This is a genomic window from uncultured Williamsia sp. (assembly GCF_947494875.1).
Lineage (GTDB): Bacteria > Actinomycetota > Actinomycetes > Mycobacteriales > Mycobacteriaceae > Williamsia_A.
Map to the genome: position 1 here is coordinate 1 of NZ_CANLWM010000002.1, position 18,263 is coordinate 18,263.

General features: G+C 70.8%; 16 protein-coding genes and 2 tRNA genes. 5 read left to right on the forward strand and 13 right to left on the reverse strand.

The window, feature by feature from the left end; genetic code table 11:
- Positions 1-64 precede the first annotated feature (64 nt).
- Both Q1A98_RS05300 and Q1A98_RS05305 read right to left on the reverse strand, forming a co-directional pair.
- Positions 65-451 (reverse strand): beta-galactosidase, encoded by a 387-nt coding sequence (locus tag Q1A98_RS05300; protein WP_299570605.1) that lies wholly within the window; start codon positions 449-451, stop codon positions 65-67.
- Between the two features lie 162 nt (positions 452-613).
- The gene (locus tag Q1A98_RS05305; protein ID WP_299570608.1) at positions 614-1,900 is read right to left on the reverse strand and encodes an acyltransferase; all 1,287 of its coding nucleotides are present in this window, start codon (positions 1,898-1,900) and stop codon (positions 614-616) included.
- A gap of 209 nt (positions 1,901-2,109) precedes the next feature.
- Between Q1A98_RS05305 and Q1A98_RS05310 the strand changes: the two genes are divergently transcribed.
- A complete protein-coding gene (locus Q1A98_RS05310; RefSeq protein ID WP_299570611.1) occupies positions 2,110-3,636 on the forward strand; it encodes a cellulase family glycosylhydrolase in 1,527 nt (508 codons plus the stop codon).
- A 23-nt stretch (positions 3,637-3,659) separates the two neighbouring features.
- On the opposite strand, the gene Q1A98_RS05315 is transcribed toward Q1A98_RS05310, so the two are convergent.
- From Q1A98_RS05315 to Q1A98_RS05340, 6 genes are all read right to left on the reverse strand, one after another.
- The gene (locus Q1A98_RS05315) at positions 3,660-4,448 is read right to left on the reverse strand and encodes a class I SAM-dependent methyltransferase (protein ID WP_299570613.1); all 789 of its coding nucleotides are present in this window, start codon (positions 4,446-4,448) and stop codon (positions 3,660-3,662) included.
- Positions 4,449-4,511: 63 nt separating this feature from the next.
- Entirely contained in the window at positions 4,512-5,720 is a 1,209-nt protein-coding gene (locus tag Q1A98_RS05320; RefSeq protein ID WP_299570616.1) for a lipase family protein, read from the reverse strand.
- A 23-nt stretch (positions 5,721-5,743) separates the two neighbouring features.
- A complete protein-coding gene (locus tag Q1A98_RS05325; protein WP_299570619.1) occupies positions 5,744-7,018 on the reverse strand; it encodes a lipase family protein in 1,275 nt (424 codons plus the stop codon).
- Complete coding sequence (locus Q1A98_RS05330) at positions 7,015-7,698, reverse strand: hypothetical protein (protein WP_299570621.1); 684 nt, start codon at positions 7,696-7,698, stop codon at positions 7,015-7,017. The genes Q1A98_RS05325 and Q1A98_RS05330 overlap by 4 nt, the downstream gene beginning before the upstream one ends.
- Positions 7,695-8,831: an alpha/beta fold hydrolase gene (locus tag Q1A98_RS05335; RefSeq protein ID WP_299570622.1), complete on the reverse strand. Its 1,137-nt coding sequence runs from the start codon at positions 8,829-8,831 to the stop codon at positions 7,695-7,697. The genes Q1A98_RS05330 and Q1A98_RS05335 overlap by 4 nt, the downstream gene beginning before the upstream one ends.
- 127 nt (positions 8,832-8,958) lie before the next feature.
- Positions 8,959-10,434, reverse strand: a complete 1,476-nt coding sequence (locus tag Q1A98_RS05340) for a polysaccharide biosynthesis tyrosine autokinase (RefSeq protein ID WP_299570623.1) — start codon at positions 10,432-10,434, stop codon at positions 8,959-8,961.
- 224 nt (positions 10,435-10,658) lie between these two features.
- On the opposite strand from Q1A98_RS05340, the gene Q1A98_RS05345 reads away from it, so the two are divergent.
- A complete protein-coding gene (locus tag Q1A98_RS05345; protein ID WP_299570625.1) occupies positions 10,659-12,116 on the forward strand; it encodes an O-antigen ligase family protein in 1,458 nt (485 codons plus the stop codon).
- Here Q1A98_RS05345 and Q1A98_RS05350 read toward each other — a convergent pair.
- The 5 genes from Q1A98_RS05350 to Q1A98_RS05370 form a co-directional block, all read right to left on the reverse strand.
- The gene (locus Q1A98_RS05350) at positions 12,034-13,158 is read right to left on the reverse strand and encodes a glycosyltransferase family 4 protein (protein WP_299570627.1); all 1,125 of its coding nucleotides are present in this window, start codon (positions 13,156-13,158) and stop codon (positions 12,034-12,036) included. The genes Q1A98_RS05345 and Q1A98_RS05350 overlap by 83 nt on opposite strands.
- Positions 13,159-13,184: 26 nt before the next feature.
- Positions 13,185-14,378 carry a hypothetical protein gene (locus Q1A98_RS05355; RefSeq protein WP_299570629.1) on the reverse strand — a complete coding sequence of 398 codons (1,194 nt, stop codon included), beginning with the start codon at positions 14,376-14,378 and terminating at the stop codon, positions 13,185-13,187.
- Entirely contained in the window at positions 14,375-15,493 is a 1,119-nt protein-coding gene (locus tag Q1A98_RS05360; protein ID WP_299570631.1) for a glycosyltransferase, read from the reverse strand. Before Q1A98_RS05360 ends, Q1A98_RS05355 begins: the two co-directional genes overlap by 4 nt.
- Entirely contained in the window at positions 15,493-16,146 is a 654-nt protein-coding gene (locus Q1A98_RS05365) for a DapH/DapD/GlmU-related protein (protein ID WP_299570633.1), read from the reverse strand. Before Q1A98_RS05365 ends, Q1A98_RS05360 begins: the two co-directional genes overlap by 1 nt.
- Before the next feature lie 104 nt (positions 16,147-16,250).
- On the reverse strand, positions 16,251-17,429 hold the full coding sequence (locus tag Q1A98_RS05370; RefSeq protein ID WP_299570634.1) for a glycosyltransferase: 1,179 nt from the start codon (positions 17,427-17,429) through the stop codon (positions 16,251-16,253).
- 316 nt (positions 17,430-17,745) lie between these two features.
- On the opposite strand from Q1A98_RS05370, the gene Q1A98_RS05375 reads away from it, so the two are divergent.
- From Q1A98_RS05375 to Q1A98_RS05385, 3 genes are all read left to right on the forward strand, one after another.
- Positions 17,746-17,821: transfer RNA gene (locus tag Q1A98_RS05375), tRNA-Asn, on the forward strand.
- Positions 17,822-17,828: 7 nt separating this feature from the next.
- Positions 17,829-17,902 (forward strand) — tRNA-Ile (locus tag Q1A98_RS05380).
- An 89-nt stretch (positions 17,903-17,991) separates the two neighbouring features.
- Positions 17,992-18,234, forward strand: a complete 243-nt coding sequence (locus tag Q1A98_RS05385) for a hypothetical protein (RefSeq protein WP_299570636.1) — start codon at positions 17,992-17,994, stop codon at positions 18,232-18,234.
- The last annotated feature ends 29 nt before the right edge of the window (positions 18,235-18,263 follow it).

Here is an 18,263-nt window from a genome sequence, read left to right on the forward strand (position 1 = left end):
ACGGGTTGATGCCAGACACATCCACTCCGTCAGGAGGTCCTCCCCATTTCAAGACGGCACGCCGTCAACAACCTCTCAGGTCAGTACAGCTAGCCGCCCACGCGGGTGTGTAGTCGAGGATCCCGAGGATCTCGATGCCGTGGCGGCGCGCGGAGTCGACGACGGCGTCGGTCGCCGCCCAGTTCCAGACACCGTCGGCGGGTTCGACGGCCGGCCACGCGATGTCCATCCGCAGCAGCGAGACGCCCAGGGTGTTCATCGCCCGCATCGAGCGATCGACGACGGCGGGGGCGGAGCCGATGAGATTGGTACCGCCGCTCACGCCGACGCGGGCCAGCGGTGTGGGCGCGGCGAGCGGTGTCGAGCTGGTGGGCAGGGTGTCGTCGGGCCGGGGATGTGACGCGCACCCGCCGAGCGCGGCGGCCAGGACGAGGACCGACGCCGTCAGCACCGCCGCGAGGCGGCCTCGCCGGGGACCGGACAGCGACGATCGCGGTGACCGTCGGCCACCGGGCGCTGCAGATCTCCGATCGTCGATGAGAAGACACTAGTCGAGGATTTACCCACGCGAATGACATATGCGCGGGTATGAAGTCCCGTGTCGCGCAGGGTGTCAGCGGGTCTTGACGCGCTTGGCCAGATCGATGGCCGGCTTCTCCACGAGGCGGTACGTGATGGATGCGCACACGAAGGTCGCCACGAAGACGATCACGAGGTTGCGGCCCAGTCCCGTCCATGTGTCCCCGCCGAGCACACCCCACCGGCCGAGGAGCATCAGCAGCGGGAAATGCCAGAGATACATGCTCAACGAGATCCGACCCAGGTACTCGAACGGGCGCCAGTCGACGACCTCGGCGATGCGGGACCGCGCGTCGTGCGCCAGCGGCAGGACGATGATCGCGATGATGAGCCCGCTGGCGAACGAAGTCGCCACGACCTGCTGGTTGCTGCCGCCGACGAGCAGCACGAGCATCACCAGCAGCGCGGGGAGCAGGAGGATCGCGCTCACCCGGCGCGCCCAGACGGCGAACCGCGCGGACAGGGCGCCGGACTCGACGGCGACGAACAGCACCGCGGCGATCATGCCGAACGTGAAGGTCTGCGCACCGCCGAGGAAGCTGCGCAGGATCACCGCCGACCAGTTCGGACCGAAGTTGGCGGCGACGACGTCGTCGATGCCCTGGGCGCGGGCGATCGCGTCGGCGACGACGGTGCCGGCGACACCGAGCACACCGAACGCCACCGGCGCGATCAGCGCGAGCACCATCGGCGACGTACCGCGGCGGCGGCGCAGCGCGAACAGGCCCCAGCCCACCAGCGGCAGGCTGATGTAGAAGGCGTATTCCAGCGTCAGCGACCACGACGGGTTGATACCGGTCTGGATGAGACCCGGGACGTACGTCTGGACCAGGAAGAGGTTGGCCACGAGGGTGATCGGGTCGGTGATCATCCCGGTCCCGGCCTCGCTGCCGACGACCAGGGCCTGTTGGGCGTTGCGGACGAACACCGCCTGCAGGACGAAGTTCGCGATGAGGAACACGACGAGGTAGCAGGGCATGATCCGCAGCACGCGGTGGACGACGAAGCTACGCACGTCCGGTTGGCGGTCCCGATCGGCGAAGAGCGCCCGCAGGATCGGCAGGTAGAGCAGGAACCCCGACAGCGCGAAGAAGAAGATCAGCGCCTGACCGAGGATCTGCAGCTTGCCCGATTCCGCGGTGTGCACGGAGTAGTGGCCCGCGACGTGCACCACGAGGATGCAGACGCAGGCGATGCCGCGCGGACCGTCGAGCCCGCGGATGCGCTTGTGGCGCCGCGCCGCCGGCGTCGGCAACGCCGGTGACGGCTCCCCCTCGACGGGGGCACCGGAGGCGACGCCCCCGATCCGCTGGTCCGTCATCGACTGTGCTCCCTGAGATCGCCGTCGGCAGAGTCCGACGTCCCCCGACGCGCCCGCCCCTGATGTGTGCACCTGGGATCATAGGGGGCGTCGGGCCGCTCGGCACCACGACGACGATTCACCGCCACCGACGGCGGTCGTGAGTGTGGTTCACTTCTCGCTGCGGGGGCACATCGACCGTCCTCCCCGTTCGCGAAAGGTCCGGATCCATGCTCCGCCCGTCCCGCCGCCGCCTGCTCGCGGTGATGACGGCGATGCTGCTGACGATCGGCCTGACGGCCTGCGGTTCCTCGCGTCCCGCCCCCGCCCCGGCGACGCCGGCGAAGGCCGGTGTGGGTGACCGCGGCCACGGTTTCGGCATCGCCCTGGGCGCGGAGGTCTACTGGCAGGGCACGGCCGCCACGGACGCCGACCTCGACGCGATCGCCGCGGCCGGACTCGGGTCGATCCGTCTGCCGGTGTTCTGGTCGGCGATCCAACCCGTCGGCCCGACCTTCTCTCTCTGGTCCGTCGTCGACCACATCGTCGACGGCGCCCGCGCACGGGGCCTGCAGGTGATGGCGACCGTCGGCGGCAGCCCGCCCTGGGCGGGTGATCCCGAGGCGAACGGCGGGCCGTACGCGGCCCCGCGCGACGTCGGACAGTGGGCGACGTTCGTCCGCACGGTCGCGCAACGCTACAAGGGTCGGGTCTCGACGTACGAGGTGTGGAACGAACCCAACAGCTCCGTGTTCTTCGCTCCCCGTGTCGATCCCGCGCTCTACACCCGCCTGCTGCGTGCCGCGCACGACGCGATCGTCGGTGTCGATCCGGGCGCGACGGTGGTGGCCGGGGCACTCGGCACGGTGATCGACACGGCCACCACGAGCGATCCCGTCGACTTCCTGCGGGAGATGTACGCCGACGGTGCGGCCGGCTCGTTCGACGCCCTGTCGGTGCATCCCTACAAGTACGACCTCGGTCTCGCCGAGGCGTGGACGGTGCCCGACTCGCCGGGTCGCCAGATCGCCGAGATGCGACGTCTCATGGGCGACAACGGTGATGGCGGCAAGCAACTGTGGGCGACCGAGTACGGCCTGCCGAGCTCGGCGGTCGGCCTCGACCGTCAGGCGAGCATGATCGCGGAGTTCGGTCGCGACTGGCGGCAGTTGCCCTTCGGCGGGCCGGTGTTCTGGTACACGTTGCGCGACAGGGCGACCGGCGTCCCCGACGACGAGGACAACTTCGGCCTCATCCGCACCGACCGGTCGCCGAAGCCGGCCGCCCGGGTCGTCGCCGACTACGCCCGGTCGGGTGTGACGCCCGGGGCGGATGCGCCGCGGTTCGCCGACGCCCCCCTCGACGCCGCCGGCGGGGAGATCGTCAGCCCGGTCTTCCGCGCGACGCGGTCGGGGGTGTTGGCGAGGTTCCAACGCGACGAGGTCGTCTATCTCACGCCGACTGGTTTCGTCACGACCACACCGCCGATCGCACTGGCGGCGATCACCGCCGACAGCTACCCGACCGGGTTGTACGCCGACGACCACCAGGATCTCGCGGACGGCACGACCGTCTTCGAGTCCGACGACGGCGGCGTGCACGTGATCGGCAGCGGGGTGATGGACGCGTGGTCACGGTCGCTGGGCGCCGCGCTGACCGACGAGACCCCGGTCGGCGGGGGTGCCGTGCGGGTCGACTTCCAACGAGGGTCGATCACCTGGTCACCGGATCGCGGGGCGATCCGGGCGATGTCCTGACCCGACGCCCGAGCCGATTGGGATCAGCTGCGCAGGCGCCGGTACACCGCGGTGGCCAACGGGCTGCGGGCGAGGATCTCCCGGGGCGTCCGGGCGACATCGGCGACGAGGACGACGGGCGACCCGCCGAAGGTCGACCGCCGGAAGTGGTACAGCGTCCGGTTGTCGTAGCGCTGGGCGATCGCCGCGGCGTATCGATCGGCGAACTCCGCGTCGGCGAAGAACACCTTGTTGTAGCCGACGGCGAACGGCCGCAGGGCATCTGGACGCTCGAGGTAGCGCAGCGTCCCGGTCACGACCTCGGGCCACGCGAAGTTGAACACGTCGTCGGCGATCACCACGCCGCCCTTGGTGAGCGATCCCTCGGCCAGCAGCATGTCCGAGTACACGACGTCGTCGGTGTGACCGCCGTCGACGCTGAACAGTCGGACCTCGCCGTCGACCATCTGTCGCACGTCGTCGGCGGAGACGAGGGTCGAGTCGCCGGAGTGCACCGCGACCCTGGACGGGTCGGTGAAGCGGGCGACGTTGGCCTCGAACCGTGCGCGATCACCGCGTCCGGACCGGTCGACGTTGAGCTCCTGGTCCTCGAAGAGATCGATGGCGACGGACTTCTCGTCGTCGCGCAGCAGCAGGTCGAGGCCGATCAGCAGCTGGCCGTGGTGGACGCCGATCTCGGCGGCGCCGCCGCGGATCCCCAGCGTCCGCTGGGTCGCGTCGAGCACCTTGATCAGCTCGAACACCTCGGGCTGGACCCACCCCCGGACCCGACGACGACCTCGACGGGCATAGGTCCCGAACTGCGTGCGCATGGGCGCGACCCTAACAGCGCGTGTGGCCCTTCGCGATGCGAAGAACAGCGAACAGGCGTCGAGTCATCGCGAATCCGCGAACGTGGAGCACGAGTTCACGGGCGGGGTGTCGGTGAATCGCTCCCCCAACCAGCGCAAAGCCGCCTCCGTCGGGACGTCACCGTGACCGCGGTCGGGGTCGATGCGATACGTCACACTGCCGCCCTCGGCGCATTGGCGTGCGACGGCCGACCTGGTCCAGGGTGCGTCGATGAACGTGTCCTGTCCTCCGTGCTCGACGTAGAGCGGCGCCGTCAGCGCGCCCTGCGGCAGGGCCCACGCGCGCAGCCGTGACCGCACGCGGTCGGCGGCGGCGGGGGTCGCCGGGGCCAGGTCGCCGGGACGCAGCGACCTGACCACCGCCTCCCGCTTCTCCAGCAAGGGCCCTGAGCAGGCGGTGAGCGCATCCCACCCGGTCGCGGCCGCGCCACGGCGATAGTCGTCCCGGTCGATGTCGGGGTGCAGTCGCGCGAGCGACTCGAGGACGGCCTGGAACGTCGGTCTCTGATCGGCGGTCAGGTCTCCGGCGAGCGCCTTGTCGACGAGGCCGGCGACGTCGGCCGCCGGTGCGATCGCCACCGCCCCGACCAGCGACAGATCCGGGGCCCGTGACGACGCGAGGGTCGCCGTGGCCCAGGTCGCTCCGCCGCCCTGCGACCCGCCGTAGGCAGCCCAGCGCGTCGAGATGTCGGGGAAGGTCGAACGCAGGGCCCGCACCGCGTCGATCGTGTTGAGTCCGGCGGTCCGCGCGTCGAGATACGGGTGCACGCCGGACGATCCGAGGCCCTGGTAATCGGGGACGGCGACCGCGAAACCGAGGCGAACGAACCCGTCGACCGCGTCGACCTGCTCGGACAGCGTCGGCGACGACGACGGCGCGCAGGCCGTGTCGATGCCCGTCGTGCCGTGGGCGAAGGCGATGACCGGCCACCCACCGACGGGCGCCGCCGTGCGCGGGGTGAACACCGCGCCGGACACCACCGTCGGGGCGCCTGTGTCGCCCGACGACGACCGATAGGTCACCCGGGCCGACCGCATCGACGACCCCGTCAGGGACCGGGTGAAGTCCGGCATCGGCTCGACGGACACCAACGATCCCGGTGCGTCACCGCCGATGCGGGCGAAGGGGTACGGCACGGGCGCCCGTCTCGACCCGTCATCCCGGGTGACGAGAAGCCCCACGACCGTCGCCGCGACGAACACGGTGGCCGCCGCGACCAGCGCAACGATCACCGTCCGCCGTCGGTGACCGATCCTCACCGCTGATCGGGCGAGGATGCGCCCGGCAGCTGCTCGACCGGCGGCGGGACGTCGCGGCCGCAGGTGTTCAGCGCCGGGGTGCCCTGGAAGCGGGCCTGGATCCAGGCCACAGCGACCGAGCCGTCGATGTCGTCGTGGCCCGCCTCGGGCAGCGTGTAGTTCTCGACGGTGTCGCCACGGCGGCACGCGTCATCGACAGCGTCGACGGTCCACGCCGAGTCCACCAGCTGGTCCTTGGCTCCGTGGACGACGAGCATCGGCGCGGCGGCCCTGCCGAACGGCAGGGCCATCTTCTGCAGATCGGCGCGCAGTGCTGCGGTCGCCGCCGGGGTGGCCGGGCGCAGGTCGTCGGCGGTGAGCTGCTTCACGACGGCGGTGCGCTGCTCGGCGAGCTCGCCCTGGCACGCGGTCAACACGTCCCAGCGACGTTCGGCGACCCCGCGCCGGTAGTCGTCGAGATCCATCTCGGGGTGCATCTTCTGTTGCGCCCACAGGATCCAGGGGAAGATGGCGAGTTGCTGCTGCGTCAGCGTCCCCGCGGCGGCCTTGTCGGCGAACCCGCTGATGTCGCTCACGGGGGCCAGGCTCGCCGTGCCCAGGAGGTCGAGACCGGCCGCGTCGCGCGCCGAGAGCTCATTCGCGGCCCAGGCGGCCTGGCCACCCTGCGACGACCCGATGGCCACCCAGCGCGTCGAGGTACCGGGCACGAGCTTGCGGGCCGCCCGGACGCCGTCGATCATGTTGTGCCCGACGGTCTCTGCGTCGAGATACGGGTGGTAGGTGTCGTCGAGCCCGAGGCCCTGATAGTCGGGCATGACCACCACGTAGCCGCGGTTGACGAGGATCCCGACGGCGTCGGCGTTGCCGAGCAGCGACGGCGACAGCGACGGCGCACATTCGTGCTGGACACCGGTGGTGCCGTGCCCGTAGGCCACGATGGGCCAGCCACCGGCCGGTGCCGGCCCGACCGGCGCGAACACGGTCCCGGACACCAGCTCGGTCGACCCGTCGACACCGGAGGTCGACTCGTAGGTGATCCGCGCGGCGGTCGAGGTCAGACGGGTGAGCCTGCGGTCCACGGTCGGCAGGCTGTCCGCCGACCTCAGCGTCCCCGGCCCGGAGCCCGAGAAGTCGCCACTGATCGGGACCCCGGACGTCGACGCCGGCGGTGGGGGCGGGCTGCTCTGCGTACACGCGACCAGCGAGCTCAGCGCGGCCAGCAGGACGAGCACCAGCGCGGCGTCCCGACCGGTCCGGAGGCCGGGTCTCACGACACCCGCCCCGCGACACCGGCCCGGACCTGCGCGACGACGGTGTCGACCTGACGACGGTGCAGGACACGGTCGCCGAGCAACCCGAGCGCGATCACACCGATGACACCCCACACGAATCCGACGGCCGCGGCGAGTCCGACGTCGCGCACCAGCGAGGAGTGCACGGCGACCGCCGGGTAGGCGCTGCCGACCGGCACCAACTGCGCCTGCGGGCCCAGCTCGTCGTTGTTCTCCAACTGGCGTGACACCGCGACGAGTGCGCCCGCGACCGCGGTCACCCGCCGTTCCGCGTCGGCCCGGTTGTCGGCGTCGACGGCCACCGTCAGCAGCACGGAGTCGATGCGTTGGGTGGCGGTGACGTGCGCCGCGAGGTCCGGCGCGGACCCACCGAGCAACTCGTTCGCCTTCGCGGCGATCTCCGGGGAGGTCGCGAGGTCGGCGTAGGTGGGGATCCGAACGCGTCCGCCGAGATCGTTCTGGGCGGCGGCGCGGGGGTTCGTCGGGCCGTCGATGACGGCGAAGAGGTCGAACCGCGAGGAGTACGTGGTGTCCGCGGTGGCCCAGACCGCGAACCCCGCCACACCGGAGAGCAGGGTGACGGCGACGATCAGGATCCACCCACGCAGGGCCAGCCGGACGTAGTCGGCCGGCGACGGGACCGGGTGGGGCGGTCTCACGTGCGCGGCGGACAGGTGTTGTTCGCCGCCTGTCCGGCGATCCGGTCCTTCAGCCAGGGCAGGCCGCGGTCGCTCTGGAGGTCGCCGTGGCCCTCGCCCATCCGCTTGTCGATCTCGATGGCGCCGCCGATCCGGCAGGCCTTGTCCGCGGCCGCCTGGGTCCACTGCCAGTCGACCAGCTCGTCCTTGGTCCCGAACATCAGCAGCATCGGCGCGTCCAGCGGGTTCTTCGGCAGGGCCCACTGCTCGAGGAGTGCGCGGAGACGGTCGGTGTCGGCCTGGGTGTCGGGCTTCAGGTCGGCGTTGGTCACGGACTCGCGGGTCTTGAGGACCACGTCCAGGTTCGCGGTGCAGTCCAGCAGCAGGGGCCATTTCTGCGCCAGCGACGGCGAGCGGTAGCGGTTGAGGTCCAGCGTCGGGTTCGTCCACGAGAGCGACTGCAGGGCGAAGATCAGCGCGACGCGCTGGTCGCCGGTGAGGGTGCCCGCCTGCGCCGCGTCGGCGAGACCGGACATGTCCGCCGGCGGCGCCATCGCCATCGTCCCCTTCAACGACATCCCGCCGCCGTAGGAGGCGTCGCGGTCGGCGGCGCCCCAGGCGGCCAGTCCGCCGAGCGAGTGCCCGAAGGCGACCCAGTTCGTGCTCACCGCGGTCGGGTCGAGGGCACGGGCCGCGCGCACGGAGTCGATCATGTTGTTGCCGTAGGTCGCACCGTCCAGGAAGGGGTTCAGGTATCCCTTGACGCCGAGTCCCTGGAAATCGGGCAGCGTCACCGCGAACCCGCTCTGGATCATGCTGGCCATCATCGAGCTGTTGCCGACCAGCGTGTCGTACAACGACGGGGCGCACTTGTCGAGCACACCGGTGGTGCCGTGGCCGAACGCGATCACGGGCCACCCGCCCTTCGGGGGCGTGCCCGGCGGGATAGCGACCACGCCGGAGACCTCGGTGCGCGAGCCGTCGATCCCCGACGTCGAGCGGTAGACGACACGTTCGACACGGGCGTCGACGTCCTCGAGTTGTACGTTGCCCTCCAGCGGCCGCACCGACACGAGTGATCCCGGCGCCGACCCACCGAGCACCGGCGGGGGGACGGTCGGGGATCCGACGAACGGCGGGGCGAAACTCGTCACCTGAGGTGAGTCACCCGGTGGCGGTGGGGGTGTCCCGGCCGTGCACGCCGACACCGCCGTCACGGCCGCCGCGACGATCGTGACGGCGATCGCTCGTCGTGGTGAACGCAGACTGCGGTGCATGGTCCTACCGATCCTGTGGTCCGTGGTCGTCGTCCGGGTCGTCCGCGAGGTGGTGGTTGCCACGGCGCCGATTCCCCCCACCTCGATTCGAGGGGCCGGACCCTCCGGATTGGTCGCCCCCGCCGGCGGGCGTTTCCGACCCGTGGGCACGACCGGCGTCGGTCACCACGGCACCGATGAACTCCGCGTGGGCGGTGGCCAGCGACTCGAGGCCGCGGCGCAGCGCCCCGCTGCGGGTGTGGCCGAGGCGGGCCAGGACGACGGCTCCGTCGCCGAGCGCCGCGGCGACCGCGCCGTCGGTGCAGACCCCGAGCGGCGGGGTGTCGACGACGACGTGGTCGAAACGCACGGCGAGGTCGGCGAACACCTGCTGGGCACGGTCGGAGCCCCACAACTGTCCACGGGAGGTCGGGAGCGGACCCGCGGGCAGCAGGGCGAACGGACGTCCACCGACCCGGGTGATCACCGCGTCGTCGAGGGTGTCGTCGCCGAGGAGCACCGTCGAGAGGCCACGTGTCGGGCGCCCGCGGCCGCCGGGGTCGCTGCTCAGCAGGCGGTCGGCGAGCGTGGGGGTCAACAGGTCTCCGTCGACGAGGAGCACGCGGCGACCCGATTCGGCGAGCACCGCGGCGAGGTCGACGGCGAGGGTCGACCGGCCGTCGCCGTGGGCGGGGCTGGTGACGGCCACCACGACCGGGCGCCCACCGTCGGCGGTGCGCGCGAAGCGCAGGTTGGTGGCGAGCTGACGGACGCGCTCGACCAGTTCGCCGCCGGCGGTCGGGTCGATCGCGGGGACGCCGGGTCGGTGCGGGTCGGCGACGATCTCGCCCAGGACCAGGGATCCGGCGATGTCCTCGACACGCTCGCGGCGACGCACGCGGGTATCGACCAGAGCCAGGACGATCACGGCGATGACGCCGAGCGCGAGCCCTGCGACCGCACCGAGGCCGATGCGCGTCACCAGGGACGGGCCGGACGCCGAGGACGGGTAGTCGGCGTCGTCGACGAGGATCGCGCCGGCGGCGGGGGTGCCGCCGCGCCGTGAGGTCTCGAGCTCGCTGACCAGCTGCACCAGCTGGTCGGCGACCGCGTTGGCGTAGGTCTGCGCGGCGACCGGGTCGGCGTCGGTGGCGGTCACGTCGAGCAGGACCGTGTTCAGCACGGGCGCCGCGGAGATCTTCGATTGCAGTTCGTCGGCCGACATCGTCGACTTCAGCTGCTCGACGGCGCGGGCCGCGACCTGCCGGCTCGTCGCCAGGCTCGCGTAGGACTTCACGCGCTCCTGCGAGAACAGGTTGTTCTGATAGGCGTCACCGACGGAGGTGCCGCTCTGCGTGGTGACGAACAGCTGTGCGGTCGACGCGTATTTCGGCGCCGCGACCAGCGACCACACGTATCCGCCGGCGGCCCCGATCACGGCGACGACCACGATCAGCCACCAGAACCGCCGGAAGGCGCGCAGATAATCCCCGATCGCCAAGGGGCGACTCCGTTTCGTGTGTGGTTGCCGATCCTTCATCGTTGTTGGTCGTCGGCAACGTCCGTAGTGACGGTGCCACCCTAGCCGGGGCATCCCCGCGACACATCTCCGACGACCCCGGTGTGACACTCCCGACGCCCCACCGCGCGGTTCGCCCGCACGGTTCGCAGCCTGCGGCGATGTCCCCCGATGCGGCTCGATCGTGCGGGTGTCACCATGTACCCGTGACGGACGGTGGTCGAGAGCGGCTCGCGACGCTCGGGGTGGTGGCCGTGCTCGTCGTGGGCCCGCTCGCCGGGGTCGCCGCCGTGCTCGGCGGCAAACTGGCGTTGATCGGTGTGGTCGGCCTGGCGGGCCTGGTGGTCGGCGCCTACGTCGGGCTGCGCCACCCCATGTGGCTCTACTACGGGCTCGGCGTCACGGTGGGCTTCCTGCCGTTCGGTGTCGTCCCGCTCGCACCGCTGCCGCTGTATCTCGTGTTCGGCGGGTCGGTGGTCCTCGCCGCCGCCCTGCACCCGTCGGCCGGGATGCACTGGCATCCGCTCGAGCGCACCCTGCTCGTCCTGGTGGCGGTGTCGGCCGTCTCGGTCGTGTTCTCCGCCGTGTCGATCTCGGACTACGTCGACTACGTGAAGTGGGCCCTGGTCACCCTCGCCGTGATCGGCCTGCTGCGGCTGTCGTCGGACAACATGCGCCGCGTCGGTGTGGTGTTCGTCGTCGCGGCCGCGTTCAACGCGCTGATCGGCATCGCCCTCTTCGCGTCACCGGGTCTGCCGCTGCGAAAGGCGTTCAGCGCCTTCGGATACGGCATCGTCGACGCCACCACCCGCTACGTCTACAACGCCGAGGGCGTGGAACAGTCCACCCGCCTCGGCGGGATGTGGGTGGAGCCCAACGCCGCCGGCATCGGACTGCTGACCGCGCTCTGCGTCGCGCTCGTCGTCCTCGAGGGATGGCGTCGCTGGGCGTTCGCGACACTGTTCGTCCTCGCGCTGGTGCTGACGCTGAGCCGTGGCGTCATCGTCAGCGTCGTCCTCGGCGCCCTGCTCGTCATGCTCTTCCACCGCATGCCCGACCGGCTGCGGGCGATCGCGGCCACGATCGGCGCGCTCGCCGTGGTGGCGGGCGCCGCGACACCTCAGATCCGCAACCGCCTGTTGCAGTCGTTCGTCGGACAGGACGTCAGCTCCTCGTCCCGTCAGGACGCGCTGAGCAACTTCCCGCACCAGCTCGCCGGCCACTGGTTCTTCGGGCTCGGGTGGGCGCGACCGGAGTTCAAGGACGGCGCCCTGGCCTTCCAGGTGAACTACGTGGCGAACGCGCCGCTGCTCACCGTCTACCGCGGCGGCGTGTTCGCCGGCCTGGCCTTCGTCGCCGTGCTGATCGCGGGCGCGATCGTCGGGTGGCGCCTCGTCACCGGTCGCTCGCTCCCCCGCGCGCTCGTCGGGGGCATCTTCATCGGTTTCTGCCTGGTGGGTCTGCAACTCGACCACCCGGTGGTGGCGACCCTGCCGGTCACCACGACGTTCTCGGTGCTGCTGGCGTTCCTGGTACACGCCGACCGGCTTCGACGTCTGGAGGACCCGCCGGCCGACCGGGTCAGCGGTTCGCGGCCATGGCGTCGACCAGCAGCGACCCCACCGCCTCGTGTGGACGCCGCTCCCGCCACCGCCGTGCGGTGATGTCGTGCAGTCGCTGTCCATCGGCGACGGCGGCGTCGACGTCGACCAGCAGTCGTCGTGCGGCGGTGACGACCGCGTCGTCGTCGGCGCATGTGTCGAGGCCGTAGACCTCGTCGAGTGATCCCACCGCCGCTCTCGTCCCGACGACCGGCAGACCGATCCGCGCGGCGTCGAGGAACTTCACCCGCACCCCGCCGCCGGTGCTGATCGGCGCGACCATCCCGCGGCACGTCGCGAGGAAACCGTGCAGATCGTCGACGAAGCCGAGATCGCGCACGCCCGGCGGCAGGTCGACCGGTGTCGCCGAGGCGCTGCGGCCTCCGACGACGCAGAGCTCCGCACCGGCGATCCCGTCGGCGATCCGGGGCCACAGTGCCACGGCGCGCTCGAACGCCTCCTGGTTCGGCGGCCAGTCACGGGTCCCGAGGAACACCAGCCGTGGTGGAGTCGACGCGACGTCGACCGGATCGCCGGGCGGCAGTGTCAGGTCCAGCCAGCGGGCGCTGTCGACTCCGCGGTCGCGGTAGTCGTGCGCCTCGTCGGCGTCGAAGGTCGCGACGGCGTGCGCTGCTCGGGCGACGCGCAGTTCGTCCCGCACCAGGCGGGGCGCCTCCAGACGGCCCAGCAGGCCCCGGGTCGCCCGCCACACCAACGACTCCGACACATGGGTGTTCACCGCGAGGCGGTCGACACCGGCCCGTCGCGACGCGAGGAACGACTCCGCCATGTAGCTGTGCTCGGCGAGGTACACGTCGGCGTGGACGGACTCGATCACCGACCGCAGCTCGGGACTGTCGAAGCGGACGTGCACCAGGCTGCGCCGTCCCGCCAGTGACCGGCCCGCGAGCTGCGCGGGCGCGATCTCGGGCTTGCGGACGCGGTGCAGGGTGAGGCCACCGGGCACCAGGTCGGTCTCGACGGTCCCCGACTGCTCGGACAGACAGATCGCGGTGACCGCGAACGTGTCGGCCGCCAGCGTCATCAGCAGACGACTCAGTTCGACGTCACCGCCGCGTTCGAGGACCGGGTCCTTCGAGAGCATCAGTGCGACAGTCGGTCTCGGGCTCGTCACCGTCGCCTCCGGTAGATGGCCGTCGCATAGATGGTCAGCAGGATCGCGTCGGCCCCGACCGAGGCGATGGAGGCGCCCACGGCACCGATCGGCGCGAGCGCCGCGACCGCACCGAGTTTCACGGGGACCAGACCCATGTTGGCGGCGAGACGCAGGATGTCGCGCCGCTGGGCGTACAGGATCACCTGCAGGATCGAGATCATCGTCCGCATACCGGTGAACAGCGAGATGATGATCATCGCGACGGCGAGTTCGGTGGGCGCGGGCGTCAGCAGCAGCACCACTCCGAAGATCGCGACCGCCGCCGTCGACAGACCGCCGATCGCCAGCGTCAACTTCAGGGGCGGTCCCGATGACAACTTCCCGCCCGACAGGCGGAGCGGCTCGTGGTAGGTCATCCCGAACGACTGCCCGACCGCGGCGAGCGCCGCCGCGACGGTCCAGCACAGGGTGTAGTAGCCGGCGGTCCGGCTGTCGGTGAGGAAGCCCAGCAGCAGCACGTCGCCCTGGAGATACAGTGCCGTGCCCAGCATCTCGCCGACGAGCGCGAGCGTGAGACGCGGCGGACCGGGCAGCTGCGGCCGGTGTCCGCGCGCCGCGAGCCCGGCGAGCACGAGGATGACGTAGTACGGCGCGACGTAGAGGGCGCTGGCACCCAGCAGCGTCGGGTGGTCGACGCCGAACAGGTAGACGCAGGCGAGCGCCACGCTGACGACCTGCCGGATGCTGTCCAGCCGCCAGACGCGGTCCGCCTTGCCGTCGCGGGCGAACCGACTGGAATAGGACTTGTAGGCGATCTCGCCGCCGGCGACCGTGAGACCGAACCAGGCGATGTAGCTGACGCCGACGAGGGCTGTGCCCGCGGCGACCAGGGTCAGGCCGACGAGGAACCGGCTCGCGCGTTCGGCGACGAACCGTTCCTCGCTCTCGCGCATCGACCGCACGACGTACGGGTTGTCCAGCGGCGGCCCGATGACCGCCGACAGCGCGAACGCCATGCCGTAGAGCCCGTAGTCGGAGACGCCGAGCTGCGAGAGCAGCACGACGGTCCACAGCATGCCGACGCCGCGACCGCCGTAGAGCCACAGCATGGCGACCAGCGTGGTGAGCAGGTTGCTCTTGGCGGCCGTCGCCACCGCGCGCGTCTTCTCGGCGACCGGTTCGTCCTCGGGGGACGGACCGATGGTCACCGCCGGTCCGTCAGCATGCGATCCCACGTCGCGCAGAACCGGGCGGCGACCGCCTCGCGCGAACCCCGGCGGCGTTCGCCCTGCACCTGGCGGCCGGCGAGGGTGAGCGCGTCGCGGTCGTCGACGAGATCGCGGACCCGGTCGGCGACGACGACGGCGAGCTCGTCGGGGTCCTCGGGTGCGTCGCGGATCACGGTGACACCGTCACCGTCGCCGTGGTCGGCGAGCGCTCCGTGATCGGTGCAGATCACCGGGGTGCCGTACGCGATCGCCCGGGCCATCACCCCGGAGGCGGGGTATCCCATCCCGTACGGCGAGCGTCGACCGTAGGGCATCACCAGTGCACGGATGGAGGCGAAGAACGCGTCCTCGTCCGGACCGTCGACGCCGCCGACGATCTCGACGCCGTCGACGCGGGGCAGGTCCTCGGTCCCACGACCGGCCACCCGGATGGCGATGTCGTCGTCGAGTCGGGCGCGGAGCCGTTCGAGCTGCTCGAACCCCTTGCCGCGGTAGACGAGTCCGAAGAAGCCGATCGCGCGGGGACGGTCCTGCGGCGGGGTGATGTCGGGTCGGCACGCCACGATGTGCGGAACCTGGACCACGTCGAGGTGCGGGTACAGCGGTCGGATCGACTCGGCACCGCTGCGGGTCAGCACGAAGGCCGTCGTCGGCCGCAGCCACCGACGCTGCACGCGGTACGAGAGCGGGCGTAGCGGGAAGTGCACCGCGTGGTTGAGCAGTCGGTGCTCGGCGAGGAACCGCGTGCGCACCGGCCACCAGATCGAATGCGGCGGGTCGTGGATGGTCGCGCTCACCGGGACGTCGTCGCAGATTCCGGCGGTGCCCCAGAACGCGGCCACCGCGCCACCGCTGAGCTCGGTGTGCACGAGCACGGGACCGGGGGCCGTGGCGACCATCTCGCCGATCGCCGCGCTCTGGCGGCGCAGGTCGGCCACGGAGTCGTCACCGGGCATCCCGGTGCGGTGTTCGAGCAACTCGCCCACGTGCGGGCGGACCGCGTCGATGACGTCCTGCGAGTAGTCACCGACGCCGCCCACACCGACCTTCGGGGCGACGACGACCAGTCGCGCCCCGCTCAGCGCCGAGGCCATCAGTAGAACAGCGGACGATAACGTCCCGAGTACTGCAGCGCGTCCGGGTTGCGGGTGGCGAACGGCTTCGCCGGGTTGCCCCCGACCACCTCGAGTTCGCCGACGTCCTTGTTCACCATCGACTGCGCGGCCACCACACCGCCGCGGCCCACCCGGCAGGGCAGGAGCAGCGCGCGGGTGCCGATCCAGGCGTAGTCCTCGATGATCATCGGCTTGGGCATCGGCAGGAAGTCGGGGCTGTTGATGTCGTGGCCGCCGCCCAGCAGGTGGGTGTCGCTCGCGATCACGACGTTGTCGCCGATGATGATCCCCGCGCGCGCGTCGAGGACGCAGCGGAAGCTCACGTTGCTGTTCTCGCCGATGGTCAGGTACGGGAGGTCGAACACCGTCGTCCCCCGCAGGACCGTCGACCCCTTGCCGATCTTGGCGCCGAACAGTCGCAGCCAGGCGAGCCGGATGGTGTGGCTCGGGATGTAGGTGATCAGCAGGTTGTAGCCGACCAGCCCGATGCGGTTGTACAGCTTCTGCAGCAGGGAGATGTCCTGCATCTTGTACTTCTTGACGACCTCGCCATCGACGACCGTCTCGGACATCTTCGGCGGCGGAGGGGTGCGGAGTGCGCGCGTGTACTTGTCGTCGGCTGATGTGGTCACGCCTCGGGGCTCCTGTTCGTGCGGGGACCGTGTCGCTCGTGGCCGGGGTCAGCACACCACGTCACCGTCGGGGACGCGAGAGGCGGGTGCGCCGGCGTGGTGTGTCAGGCGGCCGAGCCGTCGAACCCCTCGACGATGTCGTGCAGCTGTGCGGCGAAGTGGGCGTCGCTGAACCGCGACACGTGGTCGACGATCTTCTCGGCGTCCCACGTCATCGACTCGAACCGGCTGATCGCCGCACGGATGGCCAGCGGCTCGGGCTCGTCGAAGTAGACCGCGGTGATGTCCTCTTCCGCGGTGTCGAGGAACCCGCCGAACCGCAGCAGGATCGACGGTTTGCCGTGCGCGGCGCCCTCGAGGGGCGTCAGGCCGTAGTCCTCGTAGCTGGCCGCCATCACCGCGGTGCAATGCTTGTACAGCCAGCCGATCTGGCGATCGGTGAGGTCGGAGACCATCGTGACGTTGTCCGGCTTCGACGCGAACAGCCGTTCGCGCTCGGGCCCGCGGCCGACGACCACGAGTCGGCGGTCGGCGCCCCGGAAGGAGTCGATGATCGCGTCGACGTTCTTGTACGCGAGCAGGCGCGAGATGCAGAGGTAGTAGCCGTCTCCCGCGGAGACCAGGCCCTCCACCTCGGGCACCGGCTCGAACTCGTCGGGCAGGTCGAGGGACACGGGGGCGGGCAGCACCGGTGCGGTGATCCCGTACGCCGCCGCGATGCGTTCACGCACGACGTTGGAGTTGGCGTAGTAGCTGTCGCACCGCATGGCGGCCCGACGGTCCCACCGCTTCAGGCTGGAGGACATGACGGCGAGCGCCACCTTCTTCATCCAGCTGGCCTGCTCCCCCAGGTAGGACTGCTCCTGGTAGAGCCACCGCGCCGGTGAGTGGCAGTAGACGACCTTGCGGCCGTCGGTCGGGAAGGCGTGCGCCCAGCCGCTGGAGCTGGCGATGACGATGTCGGCGTCGGGACGGACCCACGACGAGGCGAAGGGCAGCAACGGCAGCGCCGCCCGGTGGTTGCGGCGCAGGAAGCCGAGACGGTTCATCGGGGACACACGGATGTCCATGTCCGAGAACTCCGGATAGGTGTTCTCCGGGTCGAAGAGTGTGGTGTAGATGACCGCGTCCGGGAACGCGCGGGCGATCGACAGGACCACCTTCTCCGCGCCACCGCGTTGCGTCAGGTAGTCGTGCGCGATCGCGATGCGCGGCCGCCCAGGTCGTTGCGCACCGCGCGCTCGGCGAACTCGCCGACGGCCCCCCGTGTCGGTGACACTCATCTCGCTGCCCCCATGTGGCTCAGGTCGAACAAACTGACGGTCCCACGACGCCGTTTGTGGTGAATCCACGAAGCCCGCTCAGTGTCCCGTGTTCGGACCACATTGCGGAGTCTTTGCGAGCAATTCGTGATCATTGTCACCACGTGTGCCGGTTCCAGCCCCCCAGCCAGAACCTGCCACCGATCGTGCGTGTTCCCGCCCATCTTCACATCGCTAAGGAGCCGGCGCCACCGCACGCGCGGTTTGGAAGAGTCCGCGCCCACCCGATAGAGTCCGTTCTCGGCCGTCGTCGGTCCACGCCGCCGCCGGACGACCTTCCCCCATAGCTCAATTGGCAGAGCATCCGACTGTTAATCGGACGGTTACTGGTTCGAGTCCAGTTGGGGGAGCCAGCAGCCCGGGGCGGTAGCTCAGTCGGTCAGAGCCGCGGACTCATAATCCGTAGGTCGCGGGTTCGAGCCCCGCCCGCCCCACTCCGCGAGCCCCGCCCGTACCGCGTGCCCGTCGCCGTCCGGCAGGATGAAGGGCGCGACATCCGCCGCGACGACTGGGAGTTCTTCACATGGTCCGACTGTTGGCATTCCTCGGCGTCGGCTACGTGCTGGGCGCGAAGGCGGGTCGTCGCCGCTACGACCAGATCCACGGCGCCTACCAGGCCGTGACCGAGTCGCCCGCGACCCGCAAGGTGATCGACGTCGGACGTCAGAAGCTGTCGCAGGCGATCAGCCCGGACGAGCCGCTGACCGAGGTCCACCAGATCGACGACACCACGACCGTCTACGCCCGCCGCGACCCGCGCGACTGACCCGTCAGGCGGTCTGGCCGCCGCCGATC

Bases quoted from the DNA above. Each gene is read 5' to 3' on its own strand.
- Q1A98_RS05305 (WP_299570608.1), bottom strand. From the start codon at position 1,900: ATGACGGACCAGCGGATCGGGGGCGTCGCCTCCGGTGCCCCCGTCGAG.
- Q1A98_RS05310 (WP_299570611.1), top strand. From the start codon at position 2,110: ATGCTCCGCCCGTCCCGCCGCCGCCTGCTCGCGGTGATGACGGCGATG.
- Q1A98_RS05315 (WP_299570613.1), bottom strand. From the start codon at position 4,448: ATGCGCACGCAGTTCGGGACCTATGCCCGTCGAGGTCGTCGTCGGGTC.
- Q1A98_RS05350 (WP_299570627.1), bottom strand. From the start codon at position 13,158: ATGCTCTCGAAGGACCCGGTCCTCGAACGCGGCGGTGACGTCGAACTG.
- Q1A98_RS05360 (WP_299570631.1), bottom strand. From the start codon at position 15,493: ATGGCCTCGGCGCTGAGCGGGGCGCGACTGGTCGTCGTCGCCCCGAAG.
- Q1A98_RS05370 (WP_299570634.1), bottom strand. From the start codon at position 17,429: ATGAGTGTCACCGACACGGGGGGCCGTCGGCGAGTTCGCCGAGCGCGC.
- Q1A98_RS05385 (WP_299570636.1), top strand. From the start codon at position 17,992: ATGGTCCGACTGTTGGCATTCCTCGGCGTCGGCTACGTGCTGGGCGCG.